The organism is Lentzea sp. NPDC058436 (assembly GCF_042721515.1).
In the GTDB taxonomy this organism is placed as follows: Bacteria; Actinomycetota; Actinomycetes; order Mycobacteriales; family Pseudonocardiaceae; genus Lentzea.
This window is the reverse complement of sequence record NZ_JBHXLF010000010.1, coordinates 1-21,683: the sequence shown is the minus strand read 5'-3', so window position 1 is coordinate 21,683 and position 21,683 is coordinate 1. Positions and strand designations below refer to the sequence as shown.

The 21,683-nt window shown below is 69.8% G+C and carries 22 protein-coding genes; 11 read left to right on the top strand and 11 right to left on the bottom strand.

The window, feature by feature from the left end:
• Positions 1–12 precede the first annotated feature (12 nt).
• The gene (locus ACFWN2_RS29420) at positions 13–381 is read left to right on the top strand and encodes a hypothetical protein (RefSeq protein ID WP_382432832.1); all 369 of its coding nucleotides are present in this window, start codon (positions 13–15) and stop codon (positions 379–381) included.
• Positions 382–383: 2 nt separating this feature from the next.
• Here ACFWN2_RS29420 and ACFWN2_RS29415 read toward each other — a convergent pair whose 3' ends face one another.
• Positions 384–1,214 (bottom strand): AAA family ATPase, encoded by an 831-nt coding sequence (locus tag ACFWN2_RS29415; protein WP_382432830.1) that lies wholly within the window; start codon positions 1,212–1,214, stop codon positions 384–386.
• A 29-nt stretch (positions 1,215–1,243) separates the two neighbouring features.
• On the opposite strand from ACFWN2_RS29415, the gene ACFWN2_RS29410 reads away from it, so the two are divergent.
• Both ACFWN2_RS29410 and ACFWN2_RS29405 read left to right on the top strand, forming a co-directional pair.
• Positions 1,244–1,627: a VOC family protein gene (locus ACFWN2_RS29410; protein ID WP_382432828.1), complete on the top strand. Its 384-nt coding sequence runs from the start codon at positions 1,244–1,246 to the stop codon at positions 1,625–1,627.
• Between the two features lie 78 nt (positions 1,628–1,705).
• Positions 1,706–1,936, top strand: a complete 231-nt coding sequence (locus ACFWN2_RS29405; RefSeq protein ID WP_382432826.1) for a PspC domain-containing protein — start codon at positions 1,706–1,708, stop codon at positions 1,934–1,936.
• Here ACFWN2_RS29405 and ACFWN2_RS29400 read toward each other — a convergent pair whose 3' ends face one another.
• The 5 genes from ACFWN2_RS29400 to ACFWN2_RS29380 all read right to left on the bottom strand — a co-directional run bounded on the left by ACFWN2_RS29400 (position 1,937) and on the right by ACFWN2_RS29380 (position 7,037).
• Positions 1,937–3,304, bottom strand: coding sequence for a beta-N-acetylhexosaminidase (locus ACFWN2_RS29400; RefSeq protein WP_382432824.1), 1,368 nt, complete (start codon positions 3,302–3,304; stop codon positions 1,937–1,939).
• Positions 3,301–4,134: a carbohydrate ABC transporter permease gene (locus ACFWN2_RS29395; protein WP_382432822.1), complete on the bottom strand. Its 834-nt coding sequence runs from the start codon at positions 4,132–4,134 to the stop codon at positions 3,301–3,303. The genes ACFWN2_RS29400 and ACFWN2_RS29395 overlap by 4 nt, the downstream gene beginning before the upstream one ends.
• Positions 4,131–5,015, bottom strand: coding sequence for a carbohydrate ABC transporter permease (locus ACFWN2_RS29390; RefSeq protein ID WP_229905401.1), 885 nt, complete (start codon positions 5,013–5,015; stop codon positions 4,131–4,133). Before ACFWN2_RS29390 ends, ACFWN2_RS29395 begins: the two co-directional genes overlap by 4 nt.
• Positions 5,016–5,017: 2 nt before the next feature.
• Complete coding sequence (locus ACFWN2_RS29385) at positions 5,018–6,295, bottom strand: extracellular solute-binding protein (protein WP_382432819.1); 1,278 nt, start codon at positions 6,293–6,295, stop codon at positions 5,018–5,020.
• 82 nt (positions 6,296–6,377) lie between these two features.
• On the bottom strand, positions 6,378–7,037 hold the full coding sequence (locus ACFWN2_RS29380) for a copper homeostasis protein CutC (RefSeq protein ID WP_382432817.1): 660 nt from the start codon (positions 7,035–7,037) through the stop codon (positions 6,378–6,380).
• Positions 7,038–7,383: 346 nt separating this feature from the next.
• On the opposite strand from ACFWN2_RS29380, the gene ACFWN2_RS29375 reads away from it, so the two are divergent.
• Together ACFWN2_RS29375 and ACFWN2_RS29370 are read left to right on the top strand one after the other, a co-directional pair.
• Positions 7,384–7,989: an RNA polymerase sigma factor gene (locus ACFWN2_RS29375; RefSeq protein ID WP_382432815.1), complete on the top strand. Its 606-nt coding sequence runs from the start codon at positions 7,384–7,386 to the stop codon at positions 7,987–7,989.
• Between the two features lie 59 nt (positions 7,990–8,048).
• Positions 8,049–8,471, top strand: a complete 423-nt coding sequence (locus ACFWN2_RS29370) for a carboxypeptidase regulatory-like domain-containing protein (protein WP_307789950.1) — start codon at positions 8,049–8,051, stop codon at positions 8,469–8,471.
• A 78-nt stretch (positions 8,472–8,549) separates the two neighbouring features.
• On the opposite strand, the gene ACFWN2_RS29365 is transcribed toward ACFWN2_RS29370, so the two are convergent.
• Positions 8,550–9,392 (bottom strand): alpha/beta fold hydrolase, encoded by an 843-nt coding sequence (locus ACFWN2_RS29365; protein ID WP_382432813.1) that lies wholly within the window; start codon positions 9,390–9,392, stop codon positions 8,550–8,552.
• Between the two features lie 94 nt (positions 9,393–9,486).
• Between ACFWN2_RS29365 and ACFWN2_RS29360 the strand changes: the two genes are divergently transcribed.
• A complete protein-coding gene (locus tag ACFWN2_RS29360) occupies positions 9,487–9,912 on the top strand; it encodes a winged helix-turn-helix transcriptional regulator (RefSeq protein WP_382432811.1) in 426 nt (141 codons plus the stop codon).
• Between the two features lie 258 nt (positions 9,913–10,170).
• On the opposite strand, the gene groL is transcribed toward ACFWN2_RS29360, so the two are convergent.
• The 4 genes from groL to ACFWN2_RS29340 all read right to left on the bottom strand — a co-directional run bounded on the left by groL (position 10,171) and on the right by ACFWN2_RS29340 (position 14,270).
• The gene (groL, locus tag ACFWN2_RS29355) at positions 10,171–11,790 is read right to left on the bottom strand and encodes a chaperonin GroEL (RefSeq protein ID WP_382432809.1); all 1,620 of its coding nucleotides are present in this window, start codon (positions 11,788–11,790) and stop codon (positions 10,171–10,173) included.
• 208 nt (positions 11,791–11,998) lie between these two features.
• Complete coding sequence (locus tag ACFWN2_RS29350) at positions 11,999–13,222, bottom strand: serine/threonine-protein kinase (RefSeq protein WP_382432807.1); 1,224 nt, start codon at positions 13,220–13,222, stop codon at positions 11,999–12,001.
• Between the two features lie 81 nt (positions 13,223–13,303).
• Positions 13,304–13,510 carry a cold-shock protein gene (locus tag ACFWN2_RS29345; RefSeq protein WP_030470913.1) on the bottom strand — a complete coding sequence of 69 codons (207 nt, stop codon included), beginning with the start codon at positions 13,508–13,510 and terminating at the stop codon, positions 13,304–13,306.
• Between the two features lie 88 nt (positions 13,511–13,598).
• Positions 13,599–14,270: an AIM24 family protein gene (locus ACFWN2_RS29340; protein WP_382432805.1), complete on the bottom strand. Its 672-nt coding sequence runs from the start codon at positions 14,268–14,270 to the stop codon at positions 13,599–13,601.
• 29 nt (positions 14,271–14,299) lie between these two features.
• On the opposite strand from ACFWN2_RS29340, the gene glp reads away from it, so the two are divergent.
• The 5 genes from glp (at position 14,300) to ACFWN2_RS29315 (ending at position 21,099) form a co-directional block, all read left to right on the top strand.
• Positions 14,300–15,496 (top strand): gephyrin-like molybdotransferase Glp, encoded by a 1,197-nt coding sequence (gene glp, locus ACFWN2_RS29335; RefSeq protein WP_382432804.1) that lies wholly within the window; start codon positions 14,300–14,302, stop codon positions 15,494–15,496.
• Between the two features lie 28 nt (positions 15,497–15,524).
• Positions 15,525–16,943 carry a M48 family metallopeptidase gene (locus ACFWN2_RS29330; RefSeq protein WP_382432802.1) on the top strand — a complete coding sequence of 473 codons (1,419 nt, stop codon included), beginning with the start codon at positions 15,525–15,527 and terminating at the stop codon, positions 16,941–16,943.
• 204 nt (positions 16,944–17,147) lie between these two features.
• Positions 17,148–17,843, top strand: a complete 696-nt coding sequence (locus ACFWN2_RS29325; RefSeq protein WP_089908648.1) for a phosphatidylserine decarboxylase — start codon at positions 17,148–17,150, stop codon at positions 17,841–17,843.
• On the top strand, positions 17,844–18,803 hold the full coding sequence (gene pssA / locus ACFWN2_RS29320; protein WP_382432800.1) for a CDP-diacylglycerol--serine O-phosphatidyltransferase: 960 nt from the start codon (positions 17,844–17,846) through the stop codon (positions 18,801–18,803).
• Positions 18,804–18,945: 142 nt separating this feature from the next.
• Entirely contained in the window at positions 18,946–21,099 is a 2,154-nt protein-coding gene (locus tag ACFWN2_RS29315) for an AAA family ATPase (protein ID WP_382432798.1), read from the top strand.
• Positions 21,100–21,683: the final 584 nt, after the last annotated feature.

Below are 21,683 nucleotides of genomic sequence, written 5' to 3'. Positions count from 1 at the left end.
GGGGGTCTGCCGGTGTTCGTCGAGGCGGTGTGGTTCGGTCTGGCGTTCAGCGCCGTCTTCACCGCGATCCTCCTGGTGGCCGGGCGAGTGGCTCCCGACTTCGCCGTGCACAGCTACCCGCCGGCGATCCAGCGGCGGTTCGGGGAGAAGAGCAAACGCGGCAAGCGGGTCACCAAGATCGTCTCGGTCCTCATCGGCCTGACCATCGCGACCGTGCTCACCGCGCTCGTGCTGTCGGTCCGCGACGGCCGCGACCTCGGGTTCGGCACCGCGTTCCTCGCCGCCGAGACCGCGTTGATGACGTTCAACCTCTACGACCTGGTCGTGCTGGACTGGCTGGTCTTCTGCTGGTGGCGGCCGCGGGCGGTGGTCGCGGCCTGAGCTCAGCCCAGAACGCTGCTCCCGAGCACGCGTTCCGCGTCCTCCCGATACTTCAGGACCGCGCCCAACGTCTCCGCGTCCGGCTCCGAACGCCCCAGCGCCTGCAACGCCCGCGCCCAGTCCAGCGACTCCGCGACGCCAGGCGGCTTCAGCAGGTCGAGGCCGCGCATCTTCCCCACGGCCTCGGCGACCTTCAAGGCGAGCCGTTCGTCGAGGCCGGGCAGGGTGCGGCGCAGGATCGCGACCTCGCGGTCGAGCGTCGGGTGCTCCAGCCAGTGGTAGAGGCAGCGGCGCTTCAACGCGTCGTGCACCTCGCGGGTCCGGTTCGAGGTCAGCACGGTCAGCGGCGGGGTCGTGGCCCTGATCTCGCCGAACTCCGGGATGCTCACGGCGTTCTCGGACAGCACCTCCAGCAGGAACGCCTCGAACTCGTCGTCCGCCCTGTCGATCTCGTCGACCAGCAGCACGCACGGCGCGTTCTCCAGCGCCTGCAGCAACGGCCTGGCCAGCAGGAACCGTCGCGTGTAGAGGGACGCCTCGTCCACCTCGCCCCGCGTCTCCAGCACGCGCAGGTGCATGAGCTGGCGCGGGTAGTCCCAGTCGTACAGGGCCTGCGTGGCGTCGATGCCCTCGTGGCACTGGAGTCTGATCAGCGGGACGTCCATCGACCGCGCCAGCGCCAGTGCGAGGGAGGTCTTGCCGGTGCCGGGTTCGCCTTCGAGGAACAGCGGCCTGCCCATGCGGACCGCGAGGAACGCCGCCGTGGCCACCCCGCCGTCCGGCAGGTACCCCGCGCGGTCGAGCCCCGACGCCAGTTCCTCAGGGGACTGCATGCGCCTCAGGGTACGACTAACCTGCGTGGATGGGGTCGATCAAGAAGGTCCAGATCACGTTCGACTGCGCGGAACCCGTGCGCGTCGCCGAGTTCTGGAGCCAGGTGCTCGGGTACGACGCGCCGCCGGAGAGCGACGGGTCGTGGTCCGCGTGCGCCGACCCGTCGGGGGTGGGTCCGCGGCTGTTCTTCCAGCGCGTTCCCGAGGGCAAGACCGTCAAGAACCGCGTCCACGTCGACGTGCGGGTGGGCACCGGGATGGTGGGTGCCGAACGGCTCGCCGCGTTGCAGGCCGAACGCGTCCGGCTGGAGGCGATCGGTGCGGTGTGCGTGCGCGTGATGGAGGCCGACGAGGAGAACGAGTCCTGCATCGTCATGCAGGACGTCGAGGGCAACGAGTTCTGCCTGGACTGAGATCCCGGGGTCCGGATCAGGGTCGGGTTCGGGGTGGTCACCGATGTGCCGGGCCCGCGCAACGACGACTCTTGAGCCATGACGAACAACGTGCTCAACGACGCGACAGCCCAGGTCAAGAAGCTCCGCAGGAGTCGCAGCGACAAGATGCTCGCCGGCGTCTGCGGCGGTGTCGCCAAGATGGTCGGCGTGGACGCCGCGATCCTGCGGATCATCCTCGTGGCGGCGACGCTGCTCGGGTTCGGCACCGGAGCGGTCCTCTACGTCGCCGCCTGGATCCTCATGCCCGAGGAAGACGCTGCGATGTGATCACCGTGGGAATCCGGGAACTCCAGGTAGTCGTTGCCACGGGTGGGGTCCGGTGAGGGGCCGGTACTCCACCCCCAGCGCGTCGAGCCTGGGCAGGTGGTGCTCCTGGAGTCGTTGCACGAAGCCGGGATCCTTCTCCGCCGGGGACCACACGACCTCGGCGAACGCGGCCAGCCTCGGGAACGCCGCGTAGTCCACCCGCCGGGCCGAGTCGAGGTGCTCGGTCCAGATGTTCGCCTGCGCGCCCAGCAAGCGCCCCGGCTCCTCGCCGGTGAGGCCTTCGGGCACCGGGTCCCACGCGTAGACGTCCTCCAGCGTCGTCACCGTTCCGACCGGGATCGGCTCGTCGAGCGAGTCCGACTGCCGGTAGTCCAGGTAGACGTGCTGTTCAGGGCACATCACCACGTCGTGGCCGTCGCCCAGCGCCGTGATGCCGCCTTCCACCCCGCGCCACGACGCGACGACCGTGCTCGCCGGCAGTGGACGGGCGTCCAGGACCTCGTCCCACCCGTACGGCCGCCGGCCCCTGCTGACGACGTGCTCCGCGATCGCGCGGACCAGTTCGCCGTCGTGGCCGGGTGCCTCGTCGCCGCCGAGTCCGATGATCTCCGCGGGGAAGACGTCCATCAGCTCGTCGAACACGTTCCGGTAGAAGTCCACTGTGGACTCTTCGGTGTTGAGCACGCGTTCGTTGACGCCCCAGTCGGTCCAGACCCCGCCGCCGTGCACGCCGAGTTCCGGGTAGGCCGCGATCGCCGCCTGCGAGTGGCCGGGAATGTCGATCTCCGGGATCACCGTGATGTGCCGGGCCCGCGCGTACTCGACGATCTCCCGCAGGTCGTCCTGCGTGTAGAAACCGCCGTGCGGACGGCCTTTCAGACCACCGGAGCGCCGGTCGCCGAACCGCGAGTCCTCCCGCCACGACCCCGCCTCGGTGAGCTTCGGGTAGCGCTTGACCTCGAAGCGCCAGCCCTGGTCGTCGGTGAGGTGCAGGTGCAGGACGTTGAGCTTGTGCACGGACAGCAGCTCGACGTACCGCAGCACCTCCCGCTTGGGCAGGAAGTGCCGCGAGACGTCGAGCATCACGCCACGCCACTGGAACCGCGGGTGGTCCAGGACCTCGCACGCCGGGATGACCGACGGCTTGTCGCCCGCCGCCCGGAACGCCTGAGGACCCAGCAGTTGCCGCAGGGTCTGCAACGCGTTCATCTCGCCGGCCGCGTCGTTCGCCTCGATCAGCACGCCGTCGTCGGACGAGAGCAACCGGTAGCCGCCGGGAGGACCGTCGACGAGGACGGTCTCCCAGCCCTTGTACTCGCAGAGCCGTCCACCGTCCACGTAGGACACCGGACGCGGGAGGAGGTTCATCCCTTCACCGCCCCCGCAAGACCGGACACCAGACGGCGCTGCACGAAGATGAAGAAGATCAGCACAGGGATGGTCATCAGGGTGGAGCCCGCCATGATCGCGCCCCAATCGTTCTGGTCGGGTTTGACGAACACCTGGAGCGCCAGAGGCAGGGTCTGGTTCTCCACGGCCGAGATGATGAACGTCTTGGCGAACAGGAAGTCGTTCCAGGCGTGGATGAACGACAGCACGCTCGTCGCCACCAGGCCGGGCGCGACGAGCGGGAACAGCACCTGCCACAGGAACCGGAACCGCGAGGCGCCGTCCAGGGTGGCGGCCTCCTCCAGTTCCACCGGCACCGCGGCGACGAAGCCCCGCAGCATCCAGATCGCGAACGGCAGGCTGAAGGCCAGGTGCACCAGCACGAGCGAGCCGAGGTGGTTCAGGCCGAAGACCGGCACCGAGTCGCCCACGGACCGCATCAGGAAGAACAGCGGCACGGTCAACGCCTCGACCGGCACCATCTGCACGACCAGCAGCATGATCAGCAACGTCGTGCGGCTGCGGAACCGGAAGCGGGTCAGCGCGGTCGCCGCGAGGAACGAGATCACGATGCTCAGGGCGACCACGATCAATGCCACGACGATGCTGTTCATGAAGTAGCGCCCGAAGTTCGCGACGGTCAACGCCCGCGTGAAGCTGTCGAGCGTGGGCCGCGTCGTCCACGGCACCGGGTCGGCCGAGATGATCTCGTCCTCCGGCTTGAAGGCGCTGAGCACCATCCAGAACAGCGGGAACGCCACCACAGCGGCGACGATGAGGACGAAGCCCTCGGTCAGCCAGCGCCTCACAGGACCTCCCCCGACTTCTTGAGCGCACGCAGGTAGAACATCGTGATTCCCAGCAGCAGCACGGTCATCACGACACCGATGGTCGCGCCGAGGCCGTACTCCGACGCCGCGAACGCCTGCTGGTAGGCGTAGACGTTGAGCACGAGGTTGCGCCCGGCGATGCCGCCGCCGTTCGTCATCACGTAGATCTGCGTGAAGACCTTGAAGTCCCAGATGATCGACTGGATCGTCACGACGAGGATGATCGGCTTCAGCAACGGGAGCGTGACGCTCCACGCCGTGCGGAACGCCGACGCGCCGTCCAGCGCCGCGGCCTCCAGCACCTCGCCAGGGATCGCCTTGATGCCCGCGAAGAGCGTCACCATGACGAACGGGAACGAGCACCAGATCACCTGTGCGGCAACGAGTCCGAACGCCGTCCACTTGTCGAACGTCCAGGAGAAGCCCTGGATGCCCAGGACCTCGTTGACGAACCCGAAGTTCGCGTCGAACAGGAAGAGCCAGATCGTCGAACCGGCGACGGCGGGCGTGGACCACGCGCCGAGCGCCGCCAGGAACAACGTCATGCGCACCCAGGTCCTCACCCGAGTCGCCAAGATCGCGAGGAACGCGCCCACTAGCAACGTGCCGACCACGCAGACCGCCGCGAACGCGACGGTCTGCCCGAACACCGTCCAGAACTGCTGGTCTCCCAGCAGCTTCTGGTAGTTCCCGAGACCGAGGAACTCCAGCGGCGCGCCGCCGCTGACCTGTTCCTGGCCGTAGTCGTAGAGCGAGATGAGCACCAGCTGATAGATCGGGTAGGCCAGCAGGCCTCCCAGGATCAGCAGCGCTGGAGCCAGGTAGGCGAACGCGGTCCGCCCCTGGCCTTTGGCGGTCACGCTCACGACGTGAAGGCCGCGTTCATCGTCTTGGCGGCGTCGGCGGTGGCCGTGTCGACGTTCTTGGCGCCGGTGACGATCTCCTGGAGCATCGTCGGCACCACGGCCTGGGCCTCGATCTTCGCCCACGCCGGCGTGACGGGGACGAACTTCGTGCCGGACTGCAGCGTCTTCGTGAACGGCTCCAGGAACTTGTCGGAGTCCGCGACCTGCTTCTGCACGTCGGAGAACGTCGGCAGGTTGCCCATCGCCGTGTACATCTTCTGCTGGTACTTCTTCGACGCGAGCAACTGCGTGAACTCGTTGGCGAGCGTCTTGCGCTGCGTGCCCTTCATGACGCCGAGCAGGTTGCCGCCGGCGAACGCGGGCGCGACCGAGCCGGCGGTCTTGCCGGGCAGCGGCACGACGCCGTACTTGCCGGCCGCCGAGGAGGCGTCGACGGACTTGCGGTTGAAGTCGCCGCCGATGGTCATCGCGGCCTTGCCGGCGCGGAACGCCTCGACGCTCGCGTCACCGCCGTTGCCGGCGCAGGTGGCGGGTGGGCAGATGTCGTCCTTGATCAGCTCGGTGTACTTGGCGACACCGGCCTTGGCCTCGGCGCTGTCGATCGTGGCGCTGAACTTGCCGCCGTCGGACTTGGCGATGTCCCCGCCCTGCGCCCAGATGAACGGCAGCGCGGCGAACAGGTACTTGCCGCCGGCCGAGATGCCGATGAGCTCCGGCTTCTTCTGCCTGATCTCACGGGCCGTCGTCGCGATCTCGTCCAACGTCGTCGGCGGCTTGAGGCCGAGCTCGGTGAACACGTCCGTGCGGTAGTACAACGCGCGCACGCCGACGAACCACGGGACGCCGTACGTCTTGCCGTCGACCTTCGCCGTGTCGAGGATCGTGGGCACCAGGTCCTTGGACTCGTCCCACTTGCCCAGGTCGAGCTCGGAGAAGCCGCCGGCGGACACGTAGCCCGCGAGGTCGGTGTTGCCGAACTCGGCGACGTCCGGAGCGCTCTTCGGGTCGCTGAACGCGGCCTTGAAGCGCTCCGCCCGGCTGGAGACCTGGATGTACTGCACGTCGACCGTGACGCCGCTGTGCTTGCCCTGGAACTCGGAGATCGCCTCCTTGACCACGGCTTCCTTGGGTGCCCGGTTGACCTCGTCGAACAGCCACACCCGCAGCTGTCCCGTCTGCTCGTCCGTGCCGGAGTTGGTCGGTCCCGACTGGACCGGGGCGCAGGCGACCACCGCGCCCACGCCCAGCACCGCCGCGAGTGTCTTCAGTCGCATCGTCGCGCCCTTCACGTTGCGTATGTTGCAACAGCTATTTCACAGGAAGCAACGTGACTGTAGAACGCCTTCGGGCAAGGGTCTAGACCAGACGATTGACCCATTCCCTCACAGACGCCCCGTCGACCGGCGAATCCCATCCGGACGGACGGACCGCGCTGCCAACGTGAAATCCGTTCACCCCCGCTGCCAGCAGTTCTGGCACGTGACGGGCCTGCAGACCGCCGCCGACGAGCAGTGCGGGCGGGGCCTGCGCGACCAGTTTCTTCAGGTTCTCGATTCCGTCCTCGACCCCCTTGGCGCTGCCCGCCGCGAGCACGGTGTCGCAGCCGAGGGTCTTGACGACCTCCCACGAGCGGAAGACGTCGTTGGAGTTGTCGAGCGCGCGGTGGAAGGTCCAGGCGCAACCCTCCAACTCGGCGACGAGGTTGAGCGTGACTCCCTCGTCGATCTCACCGCCCGCGTCGAGGAAGCCGAGCACGAACTCGGTGGCGCCGGCCTCCCTGAGCTCCCACGCCTGGCGGCGCAGGTGCTTGAGGTTGGCGGGCGCGAACCCCTTGGCGTCCCTGAGCATCACGCGCACGGGGATGTCGACGGCCTTCTGGACCTCCTTGAAGGTGGCGACCGACGGCGTGAGGCCGTCACTCGCCATGTCGGCGACCAGTTCGAGCCGGTCGGCGCCGCCCGCCTGCGCGGCTTCGGCGTCCTTCGCGTCCAGTGCGATCACTTCGAGAATCGGCATGGTCTAGACCATAACGTGTGCTTTCGTGAATCGGGAGCCTTCGTCACGTCCGCTGCGTCAGAGGCTGTATCTGCTCGCCTGAGCAGCGCTCCTTTCCTGATGAGCGCTTTGTTCAGGCGTGGAGTCCGCGTCAGCCGGTTCGAGGGGTGCCGGCCGGCGCGGCTCCCACCACTGGCGGCCCGTGACTCGGAGGGGGAATCACGGGCCGCTGGCGTACCCGGAGGAAGATGAGGGCCAACCCGGCGGCAATACTGCTCCATCCGAGTGAATTTTGTATCTACCGCCCAGTTAGCCCTTCATGAGTTGGCGGACGGCGCTGACAAGGGCGGCCGATCGGAGGTGCTGCATGGACGAGCTGCACACGGCGGATGACCGTCCGCCGTGGGACGGGCTTGAAGGCACCGAACGTCACGCGGTCTGCGTGGCCGCCGCGCGCGAGGGCAACCGCGACGCGCTGGACGTCCTGGTGACCGAGCTGACCCCGCTGCTGTGGCACGTCGCCCGCGGCCAGGGGTTGGACAAGGCCGCCGCCGAGGACGTGGTGCAGACCGTGTGGCTGGCGTTCTTGAAGAACATCGAGAACATCAACGAGCCAAAGGCCCTGGTCGGCTACCTGGTGGTCACGACGAGGCGTGAAGCGCGCCGAACTTGGACACCCAACAAGCGTGAAACGCACCTGTCGGACGAGTTCGCCGAACAGCTCGAGTCCGACACCGGCCTCCCGGAGGACGTGACGCTGTTGGACGACCGCGACCGCAGGCTCTGGCTGGCGTTCGGCCGCCTGACCACGAGGTGCCAGGAACTGCTGCGGCTCACCGTGCTCGCGGGCCGCGCGGAGTACCGGGCCGTCGCCGAGGCACTAGCCATGCCCCACGGCAGCATCGGTCCGACCAGGGGACGGTGTTTGACACTGCTGCGCAACTACCTGGAGACGGAAGGAGGATCGCGGTGAACGAGACCGACCCGCGCGACGACCGCAGGGGCCCCGAGGACACCGCAGTCCTCTCGGAGCTGAACAGACTCGTCGACGAGCTGGACCCGCCACCCGCCGACCTGGTCGACCGCGTGAAGTTCGCGATCGCCCTGGAGTCACTGGACGTCGAGGTGGCGCGCTGGGAACGGGCGGGGTCGTTCGCCGGTGTGCGCGGGGGCCAGACCGGCACGATCACGTTCACCGTGGACAACCTGACGTTGATGGTGAACTTCACCTCGACCGGGTCGCGCCACCGGATCGACGGCTGGCTGGTGCCCGCAGGCGAGCACGAGGTGGAGGTCAGGGTGGCCGACCACCAGTCGTCCTGCACCCGTGCCGACGACGGCGGCCGGTTCGTGCTGCCCGACGTGCCGGCCGGGACGACGCAGATTCTGGTGCACCTGGTGAATTCCCGCGGGGAACCGGGACGGACGGTTGTGACACCCACGATCATGCTTTGAGTTCTTTTCGGCGGTGCGGCGGATTTGACGTTCTGGGGTTCTGGGGATTTCGGCGGAGTGGGATCGCACTGGGGCATTTCACGGCGATGACGCGTCGAGGAACGGCAGCAGGATCGAGAGCAGTTCGCGAGGGCGGTCAAGAGGGATGATGTGACCGCAGTCGGGAATCTCGCTCGCGCTCAGGCTGTCCGCGACGGGTTCGAGCTGCCGGTGCAACGCCGGTCCGACCGGGTGCGCGCCGACCGCGAGGGTGGGCACCGTCAGCCTGCGCGTGGCCACGGCCTCCGCGATCTGACGACCGCTGCGCGGTAGCTCCCGGTAGTACGAGAACGCGCACCGCAGGGCGTCCGTCCCCGTGTACGCCTCGACGAACGCCGCCCTCAGCTCCGGCGGCAGCCCGCTGTTGGGCGTGCCTGCTTGCAGGAAGAAGTCGAGGTACTCCGCTTCGGCGTCGGCGACGACGCGTTCGGCGAGCCCCGGCACGGCGTGGAAGCCGAACCACCACGGCGGCCCCGCGGCGAAGAAGTCCTCCGCCCCCGCCAGCGTGCCCAGCGTCGACTCCATCAGCACGAGCCTGCGCACCCGTTCCGGCCTTCGCAGCGCGAACAGGAACGCCGAGGGCACTCCGGCGTCGATCGCCACGACGTCCGCGCTCTCTTCTCGCAGCGCGTCCAATAGTCCTTCGAGGTCCGACGCCATCGTGTCCGCGTCGAACCCGTCCTCCGCCCGCGTGCTGCCACCGAAGCCGCGCAGGTCGGGAGCGATCACCCTGCGGTGTGCGGCCAGCGGCCCCATCACCTCGCGCCACAGCTGCCAGGTGTGCGGGAAACCGTGCAGGAGCACGACCGGCGGGCCTTCGCCCTCGATGGCGACGTTCATCGTGATGCCGTTGGTGTTGATGCTGGTCAGCTTGGCGACCATGGTCTCCCCTGGTTTCTCTTGGTTACCTTGAAACGGTAGGTAACCTGCGTTCGGCAGACCAGAAGGCACTTTCCCGTCAGGTGGTGAGGTCCAGGTGACCGCTCAGGCACGGCGTGGCGACCTGTTCGTTCCCGACTGCCCCACCCGACAGGTGCTCGACCGCCTCGGCACGAAGTGGACGTCGATGGCCGTGAAGGTGCTGGCCGAGGCGGCGCCGGGCGAGGTGCGGTTCGCGGACCTGCGGCGGCGGATGCCGGGGATCTCGCAGAAGATGCTGGCGGTGACGTTGCGCAGCCTTGTCCGGGACGGCCTGGCGGGACGGCGGGTGGAGCCCACGGTGCCGCCTCAGGTGCACTACCGGCTCACGGAGCTGGGGCTGTCGCTGGAGGTGCCTCTGGCCGCGTTGCGCGTGTGGGCGGAGGAGAACGTCGTCGAGATCGTGGCGGCGAACGAGGCTGCAGATGAGGCCGCTGCTCAGGGCACCGCCGGGGCTGCGGGCGTCGTGGCGGACGCGGGCTGACCGGGGAGTCGCGGGCGACCGCCTCTCGGCAGCTCCTGATCCAGCGGCAGGCAGGGTTCCTCCCCGCCGGTACCCCGCAGCGCCACGACCACGCGCCAGTCGCGGCGGCTCCCCGCCAGTGCCCCTCAGCGCCGCTGACGCGCCTGCCTCCCCGACCCGGCGAGCCCACCGACCTCCCCAACGGCGCCCGGAAATGCCGGGAGGCCCGGCTCGCCGAAGCGAACCGGGCCTCCCGGAGGTGGAGCGGAGCGGTAGGACTCAGAAGTCCATGCCGCCGGCGTCCGGCGCGGCCGGCGCGGCGTTCTTCTCCGGCTTGTCCGCGACGACGGCTTCCGTCGTCAGGAACAGGGCGGCGATGGACGCGGCGTTCTGCAGCGCGGAACGGGTGACCTTGGCCGGGTCGATGATGCCCGCCTTGATCAGGTCCTTGTACTCGCCGGTCGCGGCGTCCAGGCCCTCGCCAGAGGGGAGGGACTTGACGCGCTCGACCACGACGCCGCCTTCGAGGCCGGCGTTGACGGCGATCTGCTTCAGCGGGGCCTCGACGGCGACCTTGACGATGTTCGCGCCAGTGGCCTCGTCGCCCGTGAGCTTCAGGCCCGCGAAGGCGGCCTCGGCGGCCTGCAGCAGCGCGACGCCACCACCGGCGACGATGCCCTCTTCGACGGCGGCCTTCGCGTTGCGAACGGCGTCCTCGATGCGGTGCTTGCGCTCCTTGAGCTCGACCTCGGTGGCCGCGCCCGCCTTGATGACGGCGACGCCGCCGGCGAGCTTGGCGAGGCGCTCCTGGAGCTTCTCGCGGTCGTAGTCGGAGTCCGACTTGTCGATCTCGGCGCGGATCTGGTTGACGCGGCCCTGGATCTGCTCCGCGTCGCCCGAACCCTCGACGATGGTCGTCTCGTCCTTGGTGACGACGACCTTGCGGGCCTTGCCCAGCAGCGAGATGTCGGCGTTCTCCAGCTTGAGGCCGACGTCCTCGGTGATGACCTGGCCACCAGTGAGGGTGGCGATGTCCTGGAGGATGGCCTTGCGGCGGTCACCGAAGCCGGGCGCCTTGACGGCGACGGACTTGAAGGTGCCGCGGATCTTGTTGACGACCAGCGTGGCCAGGGCCTCGCCCTCGACGTCCTCGGAGATGATCAGCAGCGGCTTGCCGCCCTGCATGACCTTCTCCAGGAGCGGGAGCAGGTCCTTGACCGTGGAGATCTTGGAGCCGAACAGCAGGATGTACGGGTCTTCGAGGACCGCTTCCTGACGCTCGGGGTCGGTCACGAAGTAACCGGAGATGTAGCCCTTGTCGAAGCGCATGCCTTCGGTGAGCTCGAGCTCGAGACCGAGGGTGTTGCTCTCCTCGACGGTGATGACGCCTTCCTTGCCGACCTTGTCCATCGCCTCGGCGATGAGCTCGCCGATCGTGGGGTCAGCGGCGGAGATGGACGCGGTAGCAGCGATCTGCTCCTTCGTCTCGATCTCCTTGGCGTTCTTCAGCAGCTGCTCGGCGATGGCCTCGACGGCCTGCTCGATGCCGCGCTTGAGGCCCAGCGGGTTGGCGCCGGCGGCCACGTTGCGCAGGCCCTCGCGCACCAGAGCCTGGGCGAGAACGGTCGCGGTCGTCGTGCCGTCACCGGCGACGTCGTCGGTCTTCTTCGCGACCTCCTTGACGAGCTCGGCCCCGATCTTCTCCCACGGGTCCTCGAGCTCGATCTCCTTCGCGATGGACACGCCGTCGTTGGTGATCGTCGGCGCACCCCACTTCTTCTCGAGCACGACGTTGCGGCCCTTCGGGCCGAGCGTCACCTTGACGGCGTCAGCGAGGGTGTTCATACCCCGCTCGAGACCGCGGCGGGCGTCCTCGTCGAACGCAATCATCTTGGCCATTGCGGTGTGTTCCTCCGCCTTTGTGGATTCTGGGCCACTGCGGGCCGGCAGAGCCCACAGCGGAACACGGTGCGAGTGACCAGGGTGGTGCCCGCGACGGACGACCCCCGGAAGGGCCTCACCAGTCCTAGCCTCACTGTCTTTGGCACTCCACTTGCCCGAGTGCTAGTTCGTGTTTAGCACTCGGGTGCGGCGAGTGCAAGCGAACTCAGGGTGAGGTGCGGACGGGCACGGAGGTCGGCAGCGGCTTGCGCGAGGTCGGCTCGTCGCCGATGTTCAGCGACGGCGCGGAGCTCGTCTTGGGCTGGCGTGCGGGTTCGTCTCCCGGCGACAGGATCACCACGATGATGATGATCACGACGATCGCCACCGCGGCCGCGATGACCGGCGCGAACCACGCGGGCCGGCCCTTCTTGCCGGACGTGAACGCGCTCACGCCCACCTGGTTCGGCGGGCGCAGCCGGACCGGGTCCTGCAACTGCTGCTGGTACCCGCCGCCCTGGTACTGCCCCTGCTGCGCGGGCATCGGCCCGGACACCGGCGACTGGGCGGGGAACGAGCCGGACTGCGGCCCGAGTTGAGCGGGAGCCGAGCCCTGCGCGACCCCGGCGAGAGCGACGCGGGCGGCGCTGATCAGCTCGGCGCAGTTCGCGTACCGCTGAGCAGGGTCCTTCGAGGTGCCCTTGCGGATCACCTCGTCGATGGCCGGCGGCAGCGCCACGAGCTGCGACAACGCGGGGACGGTCGAGCCGAGGTGGCCCTGGATGACCTCCTGCACGCCGCCCTGGAACGGCGGACGGCCCGACAGGCAGGCGAAGAGCATGCACGCGAGCGCGTACTGGTCGGTGCGGCCGTCGACGGGCTCGCCGCGCAGGTGTTCCGGCGCCGCGTAGGTCGGCGAGCCGAGGAAATCACCCGTTCGGGTGCGGTGGCCGGTGGCGCCGCGGCGGGTCAGGCCGAAGTCGGCGACGTAGACGTGCTCGCGCACGCCCTCCTTCTGCGTGACCAGCACGTTGGCCGGCTTCACGTCGAGGTGCACGAGGCCCTTGCCGTGCAGCATGTCGAGCGCGTCGGCGGCCTGGCCGAGCAGCGTCAACGCACGCACGGGCGTGAGCGGACCCTCCTTGATGTGGACCGCGAGGTCCTTGCCGTCCACGAGCCGCATCGCGATGTAGAGCAGGCCGTCGACCTCGTCGAAGTCGTACAGCGGCACGATGTTCGCGTGGTCGATCGCCGAGGTGTTGCGCGCCTCGTCCACGAACCGCTCGCGGAACTCCGCGTCGGGCGCCAGGTGCTCACCGATGACCTTGAGCGCGACTTTTCGCCCCAGCCTCACGTCCGTGGCCCGGTACGTCACGCTCATGCCACCGCGGCCGAGCACTCCGTCGATCCGGTAATGCGCGATTCGCCGTCCGCTCAGGTCCTCCGACACGCGAGGCAGCCTAACGTCCGGCGAGATCGGCTTGCCCCGGGTTGGCCCAAGCTGTGATCAGGAGGACTCGGGAGCGGGTCGCTATCCGGCCCGCCGCACGTCCGACGCCTGGCTGCGCCCGTCCCGTCCGGCCTGCACCTCGAACTCCACCCGGTCGCCTTCTGAGAGCGTCCGGAAGCCTTCCATCTGGATCGCCGAGTAGTGCACGAACACGTCGGGCCCGCCATCGGTCGCGATGAAGCCGTATCCCTTTTCGGAGTTGAACCACTTGACGGTACCGAGAGCCAAGACGTCCTCCTTCAGATCACGCATCTCACGCATAGCGCAGAGAGCAACGCTAAAAGAAGAAATCTCACGCGGATACCTCCTTACGGAGTCATGAACGGGGGCTGACTCCGTTGGCGCGCAACCAGGTGGTGAGCCGCCGCGGTCCACGCGACTGCGTCAGCACGGCCCCTGGACCGGCGAAGTCGAACACCAGGCCCTCACCTGTCTGAATGGATTGCACGCCATCCGGGACCGACGGCCGGAGACGGCATTGCACGGTGTCCGGGAACGCCACGACGTGATCGCTGCTGATGGTCACGGCTTCTCCGGCCTCCAGCGTCACGAGGTCCAGCGCGCCGTAGCAGGCGAGCACCACGGCGCCCTTGCCGTGCGCGTAGTTCATGAAGCCCTCGACGCCCCCGAAGATCGCCTGCATCGGCGGCGCCTCCGGGTTCATCGCCACCGTGCTGCTCGACGCGATCCAGCCGTGCCGCGACACGCACCAGCCGTGGCTCCCGTCGAGCTCGACCTGGTGCAGGTCGCCGGGCAGCACGGGCGTCGCGTCCATCCAGCCGCCCTCCGCGCCCGCCGTGCACAGCGCGACCTGGCCCCTCACCTCGACCACGAGCCCGTAGCTCGTCGCCGCGATGGTCAGCGGGTCGACCAGCACCGCCTCGCCGGGTGCGAGGACGAGTCTCGCCACGCCGAACGTCGGCGTGTGCCTGGTCCTGACCTGCACGAACAACACCTCCGGGGTGAAACGGGGCAACGCGGTCGTCACGTTCGCCGCGTCGTTGGCAGTATGCAGTCGTGCCCCCCACCTCTGTCGCCGAACACCGCAAGCGCGTCCGGGATCTCGTCGGGCTGATGCCCGTGCTGCAGCTCCCGCTCGAGGAGTGCCTCGGACTCGTGCTCGCCGCCGACGTCATCGCGCCGCTCGCCCTGCCGCCGTTCGACAACTCCGCGATGGACGGGTACGCGGTGCGGGCCGCCGACCTGAAACGAGACGAGACGGTCCGTCTCGTCGTGGCCGACGACATCCCCGCGGGCCGCACCGAGCTGAACCCGCTGGAGCCCGGCACGGTGCAGCGGATCATGACCGGCGCCCCGGTCCCGCCCGGCGCCGACGCGGTGGTCCAGGTCGAGTGGACCGACGGCGGCACGGAGACCGTCGCGATCCACCGGGGCGTCGAGCCCGGCCAGAACATCCGCACCGGCGGCGACGACGTGCAGAAGGGTGACGCGGTGCTGGCCGCGGGCACGGTGCTGCGCCCGTCCACGCTGGGTCTCGCCTCCGCGCTGGGCCTGCCCGAGCTGCCGGTGCGCCGCCGTCCGCGCGTGCTGGTCCTGTCGACGGGCTCCGAGCTGGTCGAACCGGGCCGTCCGCTGGAGATGGGCCAGATCTACGAGTCCAACGGCATGATGCTCGCCTCCTCCGTGCGGGACGCGGGCTGCGTCGCCACGCAGCTGCGGTTCGTGCCGGACGATGTCGAGGCGTTCCACCAGGCACTGAAGCCCTACCTGGGCGCGGTGGACGTGATCGTGACGTCCGGCGGGGTCAGCGCGGGCGCGTACGAGGTGGTCAAGGACGCCCTCGCGGATCACGACGTGCAGTTCACCAAGGTCGCGATGCAGCCGGGCGGGCCGCAGGGCTCCGGCGTGTACGAGGGCGTGCCGGTGCTGTCGCTGCCGGGCAACCCGGTGAGCGCGCAGGTGTCGTTCGAGGTGTTCGTGCGGCCTGCGCTGCTGGCGTCGATGGGCCACCCGCGGCCGGACCGCCTCACCGCGCAGGCGACGATCACGACCGGCCTGACGTCCCCCGCGGGCAGGACGCAGTTCCGGCGCGGCCTGCACGACCCGTCGTCCGGCCAGGTCGTGACGCCCGTGGGCGGGCCTGGATCGCACCTGCTGTCGGCGCTCGCGCTGTCCAACTGCCTGATCGAGGTGCCGGAGGACGTGACCGAACTGGCTGCGGGAGCAGAGGTCACCGTGAGATACCTGCAGTAGTTCTGAACGATCTGGGGGAAGCAGGGACATGAGAGCGGCGCTGGCACTGGTGATGCTCGCCGGGTTCTTCGTGCTCGCGGTGGTGCTGTTCGCCGGCCTGGGAGGGCTGGCGCTCACGCTCTTCCAGCGCGACGACGTCGAGGGCGGGCTGATCCTGAGCGCGCTGGCGCTGGTGCTCGGCGGCCCGCCGCTGGTCGCGATGGCCGTCGCCGTGTGGTCGAGCCCGAAGCCCAGCGGCAGCGCGCTGACCCGCGCGACGCATCCGGAGCTGTGGCGGCACGTCGACGAGCTGGCGCGGATCGCCGGCACCCGAGGACCCGACGACATCCGCCTGGTCAGCGAGCCCAACGCGGGTGTCTGGGAACGCCACGGCACGCGGTACCTGGAGCTCGGGCTGCCGTTCGTGGCGGGCATGAGCATCGGTGAGCTGCGGTCGGTGCTGGCGCACGAGCTGGGTCACTACGGCGGCGGGCACACGAAGGTCTCCGCGTTCACGTACCGCGCGAAGCTCGCCCTCGGGCTCGGCGCCGGGCGGTTCGACACGACCGGCGTGCTCTACGCGTGGGCCCGCCTGTACGCGCTGGTCGCGGCCTCGGAGAGCCGCAAGCACGAGCAGTTCGCCGACGAGGTGTCCGTGGCGGCGGCCGGGCGGGAGGCGACGACGCGGTCGTTGCTGCGGACCGGCCCGCTCGGCGAGGCGTGGGCCGACTACCTGCGCTGGTACGTCTCGCTGGCCGTGATCGCCGGGCGCACCCCGCCGTTGCTGGAGGGGTTCCGCGCGTACCTGGACCACCCGCGACGCGTGCACCAGCTGCGCGAGATCGAGCCGTTGCTGGCGGCGCAGGAGCCGTCGTCGGTGTTCGACAGCCACCCGCCGATCCGCGAGCGGGTGGCGACGATCGCGCGGCTCTTCCCCTCCTACGGCGTCGCCGAGGCCGTCGACGAGCGGTCCGCGTGGTCGCTGCTCGACGGGACGTCCTCCGACGCGGTCGCCTCGTTGATCGAGGTGCAGGGCCCGCCGATCACGTGGGAGGAGCTCGCGCCGTTGACCGGCCCGCTGCTCGTGCGGCGCTACGCCGACGGGCTGCGGCACGCGGGCAGGGTCAGCAAGATCGGCGACACCCTCGGCGCCGTGCTGACCGCGTTGGAGCAGGGCAGGCTGCACGACCTCACCGGACGTCCGGTCGACGCCTCGCTGACCCCGGAGGCGGTGCACGACGCCGCCGTCGACGCCGTGACGGAACTCCTGGGCTGCATGGTGGCCGACCAGCTCGTGTCGGCTAACCGCGCGGTGCTGGAACTCAACTGGGGCGGACTCTTCGTGCTGCGGATGGCGGACGGAGCTGCGGTCTACCCGGACGACCTCGTCGCCCCCGCCGTGCGTGACGCTAATCGGGTGCCCGAGGTGCGGTCCTGGCTGCACGCGCTCGGCGTCAACGGATTGTGACGGAACGCTCACCCAGCGACGTTGTTCACCCCATGTGACGGGGATTACACTGCCCGCAGGTGCCGGTGGGCCCGTGCATTCGTCGGGGGATGCACGGGCCGACCGGCCACTTGTCTTTCCGGCAGTCCCGCTGGGCGGTTTGGGGTGTTGCCGTAGCGTGATGCCGCCCGACAATCCACGGAAGCTACGGAACCCACAGACACGATGAGCAGCGAGAAGCCCGTCTCCCACTTCCTCGAACTCGCGCGCGGCATGGTGCCGCCGATGCACCCGGCAGGGCGCCCGTTCGTCGCCGGTGCGGCGATCGCGACCCTCCTCGTCCGGCTGCGCTTCAAGCGCCTGGGCGTCGTCCTCGCGCTGGTCACGGCGTGGGTGGCGTGGTTCTTCCGCGAGCCGAAGCGCGTGACGCCGACCCGTCCGAACCTCGCCGTGGCCCCGGCCGACGGCACCGTCTCGCACGTGGTCGACGCCGTCCCGCCCGCCGAGCTCGGCCTCGGCTCCCAGCCGATGACGCGCGTCAGCGTCTTCCTCTCGGTCTTCGACGTGCACGTGCAGCGCGTGCCCGCGGACGGCGAGGTCGTCCAGGTCTCGTACCACCCCGGCAAGTTCCTCTCGGCCGATCTCGACAAGGCCTCCGAGGAGAACGAGCGCAACACCGTGTGGCTGCGCACGGTCGACGGCCACGACCTCGTCGTCGTGCAGATCGCCGGCCTCGTCGCCCGCCGCATCGTGTGCGAGGTCGCCGAGGGAGAGAAGGTCACCGCCGGCCAGACCTACGGCCTGATCCGCTTCGGCTCGCGCGTGGACCTCTACGTGCCGCGCGGCAGCCGCGTCCTGGTCGAGGCCGGCCAGCGCACCATCGGCGGCGAGACCGTTCTCGCCGAACTCCCGGAGGCTTAAGTGGCGCCCAGCGGGCCCGGCGTCCGCCTGCTGCCGAACGCGATCACGGTCCTGGCCATGTGCTCGGGCCTGTCCGCGGTGCACTTCGCGAACGTCGGCATGTGGGGCGCGGCCATCGCCTCGATCGGGGCGGCGGCCATCTTCGACGGGCTCGACGGCCGCATCGCCCGCCTGCTGGACGCGACGTCGAAGATGGGCGCGGAACTCGACTCGCTGGCCGACGCCATCTCGTTCGGCGTCGCGCCCGCCCTCGCGATCTACCTCTGGAAGTTCGAGGGCAACCGCGCCGGCTGGGTCATCGCGCTGATCTTCGCGGTCTGCATGGTGGTCCGCCTGGCCCGCTTCAACACGTTGCTGGAGAAGGAACAACCGCCGTTCGCGAAGGAGTTCTTCGTCGGCGTCCCGGCTCCGGCAGGCGGGTTGTTGCTGCTGCTGCCCCTGATCATCGAGGAGCAGGTCCGCACCGACGGCTGGTGGAACAACTCCTACGTCGTGGCCGGGTGGACCGTCCTCGTCGCGATGCTCCTGGTGTCGCGCATCCCGACGCTGTCGGTGAAGACGGTGAAGGTGCCGCCGCGCGCGGCAGCGCCTTTGCTGGTGGGCGTCGGTCTGCTGGCGGCCGCTGTGATCACCTACCCGCTGGTGGCGTTGATCGTGGCGATGGTCTTGTACCTGGCGCACTTGCCCTACTCGGTGCGGCGGTACATGTGGCTGTCGAAGCACCCGGAGGCGTGGACCGTCACCGGTGCCGACCGTCGCGCGATCAAGCGGGCGCACGGTGTCGCGGCACGTCGGCTCGGCCTGCGCCAGCCGTTGCGCGGTCGTGTGGCCGGTGCGGCCATGCGTGCCGTGCGCCGGCCTCGGCGTGAGGGTTCCACTGTGGAGGGTGCTGCGCCTTCCACCAACGGACGCCGTCGTTCCTGGCGGCAGCTGGGCCTGAGGCGCCAGCCGAAGCGCTGACAGTTCTCCGATCGCGGGCCGGACACGTTCATCGTGTCCGGCCCGTTCTCGTTCGCCCGGTTCAGGCGCGACTGCCAGGAAGACTCCGTTCAGGTCAGTCGAACAACCGGCGCGCTCGCCGCGAGGAACTAGAGTCGTGGGCGTGATCACGCTGACGGCTCGCCTGTCCCCGTCCGCTCTGGACACCCGGCGCGGTGTCGTCCGCCTCCACCCGGAGGTGCTCGACGCGCTGGGCCTGCGCGCGTGGGACGCGGTGAAGCTGACCGGCGCCCGCGTGAGCGCCGCGCTGGCCGCCTCGGGCGAACAGCCGCCGGGCGTGGTGCTGGTCGACGACGTGACGCTCACGAACCTCGGCGTCGTCGAGGGGTCGGAGATCGTCGTGGCTCCGGTGGAGGTGACCGCAGCGCGGTCGATCACCGTCGCGGGCTCGCGGCTCGCGACCACGGCGCTGACGCCCGACCACGTGCGCATGGCGTTGACGGGCAAGGTGCTGACGGTGGGCGACAACGTCTCGCTGCTCCCCCAGGACCTCGCGCCGCCGCCCGGCGCGAACGTGTCCGAGACGCGCCGCAAGCTGTCCAACGCCATCGGCATGACGTGGACCAACGAGCTCATCACCATCACCTCGACCGACCCCGCGGGCCCGGTGGCGGTGCAGCCGTCGAGCGTCGTGGGGTGGCGTTCGGCGTCGGCCCCCGCTGCCGAGGTGACACCCGTGGTGGTGCAGGAGAAGCACGAGGCGCTGCCCGTCGCGGACCTGGTGGGCCAGCGCGAGCAGGCGCGCCGGCTGACCGAGTGGCTGGAGCTGATGTTCCGCCAGCCCGAACTCCTCACGAAGCTGGGCGCCTCAGCCCGCCTCGCGGCCATGGTCAGCGGCCCGGAAGGCGTCGGCAAGGCAACGCTGGTGCGCGCGGTGGCCAGGTCCGTCGACGCCCTGGTGGTCGAACTGGCCGCCCCGAGCATCGCCGTACTGGAACCGGGCGCGATGGCGAAGCAACTCGGCGACGCGATCGCGGGCGTCCCGGAGCAGCCCACGGTCCTGCTCCTGACGGACATCGACGCCCTGCTCCCCACCGCCCCACCGCCCGTGGCGACCGTCGTCCTGGACATCCTGCGCACGGCCATCTCCCGCCCGAACCTCGCACTGGTCGTCACCTCGGCCCGAGCAGAATCGGTGGACGCTCGCCTGCGAGCCCCAGACCTGGTCGACCGCGAACTGGCACTCCCCCTCCCCGACACAGCGGGCCGCACCGAACTGCTGCGCGTACTGCTCCGCGACGTCCCCCTGGAGTCCGATGTGGACTTCGGCGAGGTGGCCGCCCGGACACCGGGCTTCGTGGCAGCGGACCTCTGCGCCCTGCGCCGCGAGGCAGCGGTCCGAGCAGCCCTCCGCCAACGCGAAGTACAAGAACCCCGTGTGGGACAAGAAGACCTGCTGGGCGCCCTCAACACCGTGCGCCCGATCTCCATGTCCGCCTCGGACACAGTCCAGACAGGCGGCCTGACGCTGGACGACGTCGGCGACATGAAGGAGGTCAAGCAGGCCCTCACGGAAGCGGCCCTCTGGCCCCTGCGCTACCCGGACTCCTTCGCACGCCTGGGCGTGGAACCCCCGCGAGGCCTCCTCCTCTACGGCCCACCGGGATGCGGCAAGACGTTCCTCGTCCGAGCCCTCGCGGGCACGGGCCAGCTCAACGTCCTGACCGTCAAGGGCGCAGAGCTGATGGACAAGTTCGTGGGCGAGTCGGAACGAGCAGTCCGAGAACTCTTCCGCCGAGCAGCAGACGCCGCCCCGGCCCTCGTCTTCCTGGACGAGGTGGACGCCCTGGCCCCCCGCCGAGGCCAGTCCTCGGACTCAGGCGTGGCCGACCGAGTGGTAGCCGCCCTCCTGACCGAACTGGACGGCGTAGAACCCCTGCGAGACGTGGTGGTCATCGCCGCCACCAACCGCCCGGAACTGATCGACCCGGCGCTACTCCGCCCAGGCAGGCTGGAACGCATCATCTACGTGCCGCCACCGGACGCCGAGGCACGCACGGAAATCCTCAAGGCGTCGTCCCGCAACACGCCGCTGGCAGGCGACGTGGACCTCGCCACGCTGGCAGGCGAGCTGGACATGTACTCGGCGGCGGACTGCGCGGCCCTGGTCCGCGAGGCAGCGCTGACGGCGATGCGGGAGTCGCTGGAGGCGGCGGAGGTGACGCAGGCGCACCTGGCCAAGGCACGTGGGGTGGTGCGCCCGTCCCTGGACCCGGTGCAGTTGGCGGGGCTGGCGGCGTACGCGCAGAACCGCTGACGGGCGAGGCGAGGGGCCGGGTAGAGGCCGGGCAGGGAAGAGGCGGGGCAGGCCAGCTCGGGCGAGGCGAGGCGGGGTGTGGGCTGGCCGGGCGAGGCGAGGCGGGGTGTGGGCTGGCCGGGCGAGGCAGGTCTGGACTGGGGTGCAGCGGGCCTGGCTCGGCGAAGTGGGTCGAGCAAGGCTGGTCGGGGCGGGTCGGAGCGAGGCTGGTCGGCGCGAGGCGAGGCGGCGCGAGGCGAGGCGGGTCGGGCGAGGCGGGCCAAGTCGAGTCGGAGCGAGGCGGGCCGAGTCGAGTCGGAGCGAGGCGGGCCGAGTCGAGTCGGAGCAAGGCGGGTCGGGGCAAGGTGGGGCGCTGCCGACCAGGGCTGAGCGGGACGGGCTGAGCGGCGACTGGCGGATGGGCCCAGCGACGCCGAAGGCGAGCCGCACGACAGGTGCGATGCCGAAGGCGAGCCGGACGATTGCCGCGATGCCGCAGGCGAGCCGTCCTTAGCAAGCTGGCCGGGCGGTGGGGTCCCATCACGAGTCGCGCCATAGCTCTTGCTGCACCTGAGGGGTGAGGTCAAGTCGACACGCTCTTCGTC

Excerpts from the sequence above, each read along its gene's own strand:
- ACFWN2_RS29385 (WP_382432819.1), bottom strand. The coding sequence starts at position 6,295 with ATGCGACTGAAGACACTCGCGGCGGTGCTGGGCGTGGGCGCGGTGGTC.
- groL (WP_382432809.1), bottom strand. The coding sequence starts at position 11,790 with ATGGCCAAGATGATTGCGTTCGACGAGGACGCCCGCCGCGGTCTCGAG.
- ACFWN2_RS29410 (WP_382432828.1), top strand. The coding sequence starts at position 1,244 with ATGGGGTCGATCAAGAAGGTCCAGATCACGTTCGACTGCGCGGAACCC.
- ACFWN2_RS29405 (WP_382432826.1), top strand. The coding sequence starts at position 1,706 with ATGACGAACAACGTGCTCAACGACGCGACAGCCCAGGTCAAGAAGCTC.
- ACFWN2_RS29375 (WP_382432815.1), top strand. The coding sequence starts at position 7,384 with ATGGACGAGCTGCACACGGCGGATGACCGTCCGCCGTGGGACGGGCTT.
- ACFWN2_RS29415 (WP_382432830.1), bottom strand. The coding sequence starts at position 1,214 with ATGCAGTCCCCTGAGGAACTGGCGTCGGGGCTCGACCGCGCGGGGTAC.
- ACFWN2_RS29400 (WP_382432824.1), bottom strand. The coding sequence starts at position 3,304 with ATGAACCTCCTCCCGCGTCCGGTGTCCTACGTGGACGGTGGACGGCTC.
- ACFWN2_RS29365 (WP_382432813.1), bottom strand. The coding sequence starts at position 9,392 with ATGGTCGCCAAGCTGACCAGCATCAACACCAACGGCATCACGATGAAC.
- ACFWN2_RS29325 (WP_089908648.1), top strand. The coding sequence starts at position 17,148 with ATGAGCAGCGAGAAGCCCGTCTCCCACTTCCTCGAACTCGCGCGCGGC.
- ACFWN2_RS29330 (WP_382432802.1), top strand. The coding sequence starts at position 15,525 with ATGAGAGCGGCGCTGGCACTGGTGATGCTCGCCGGGTTCTTCGTGCTC.
- ACFWN2_RS29380 (WP_382432817.1), bottom strand. The coding sequence starts at position 7,037 with ATGCCGATTCTCGAAGTGATCGCACTGGACGCGAAGGACGCCGAAGCC.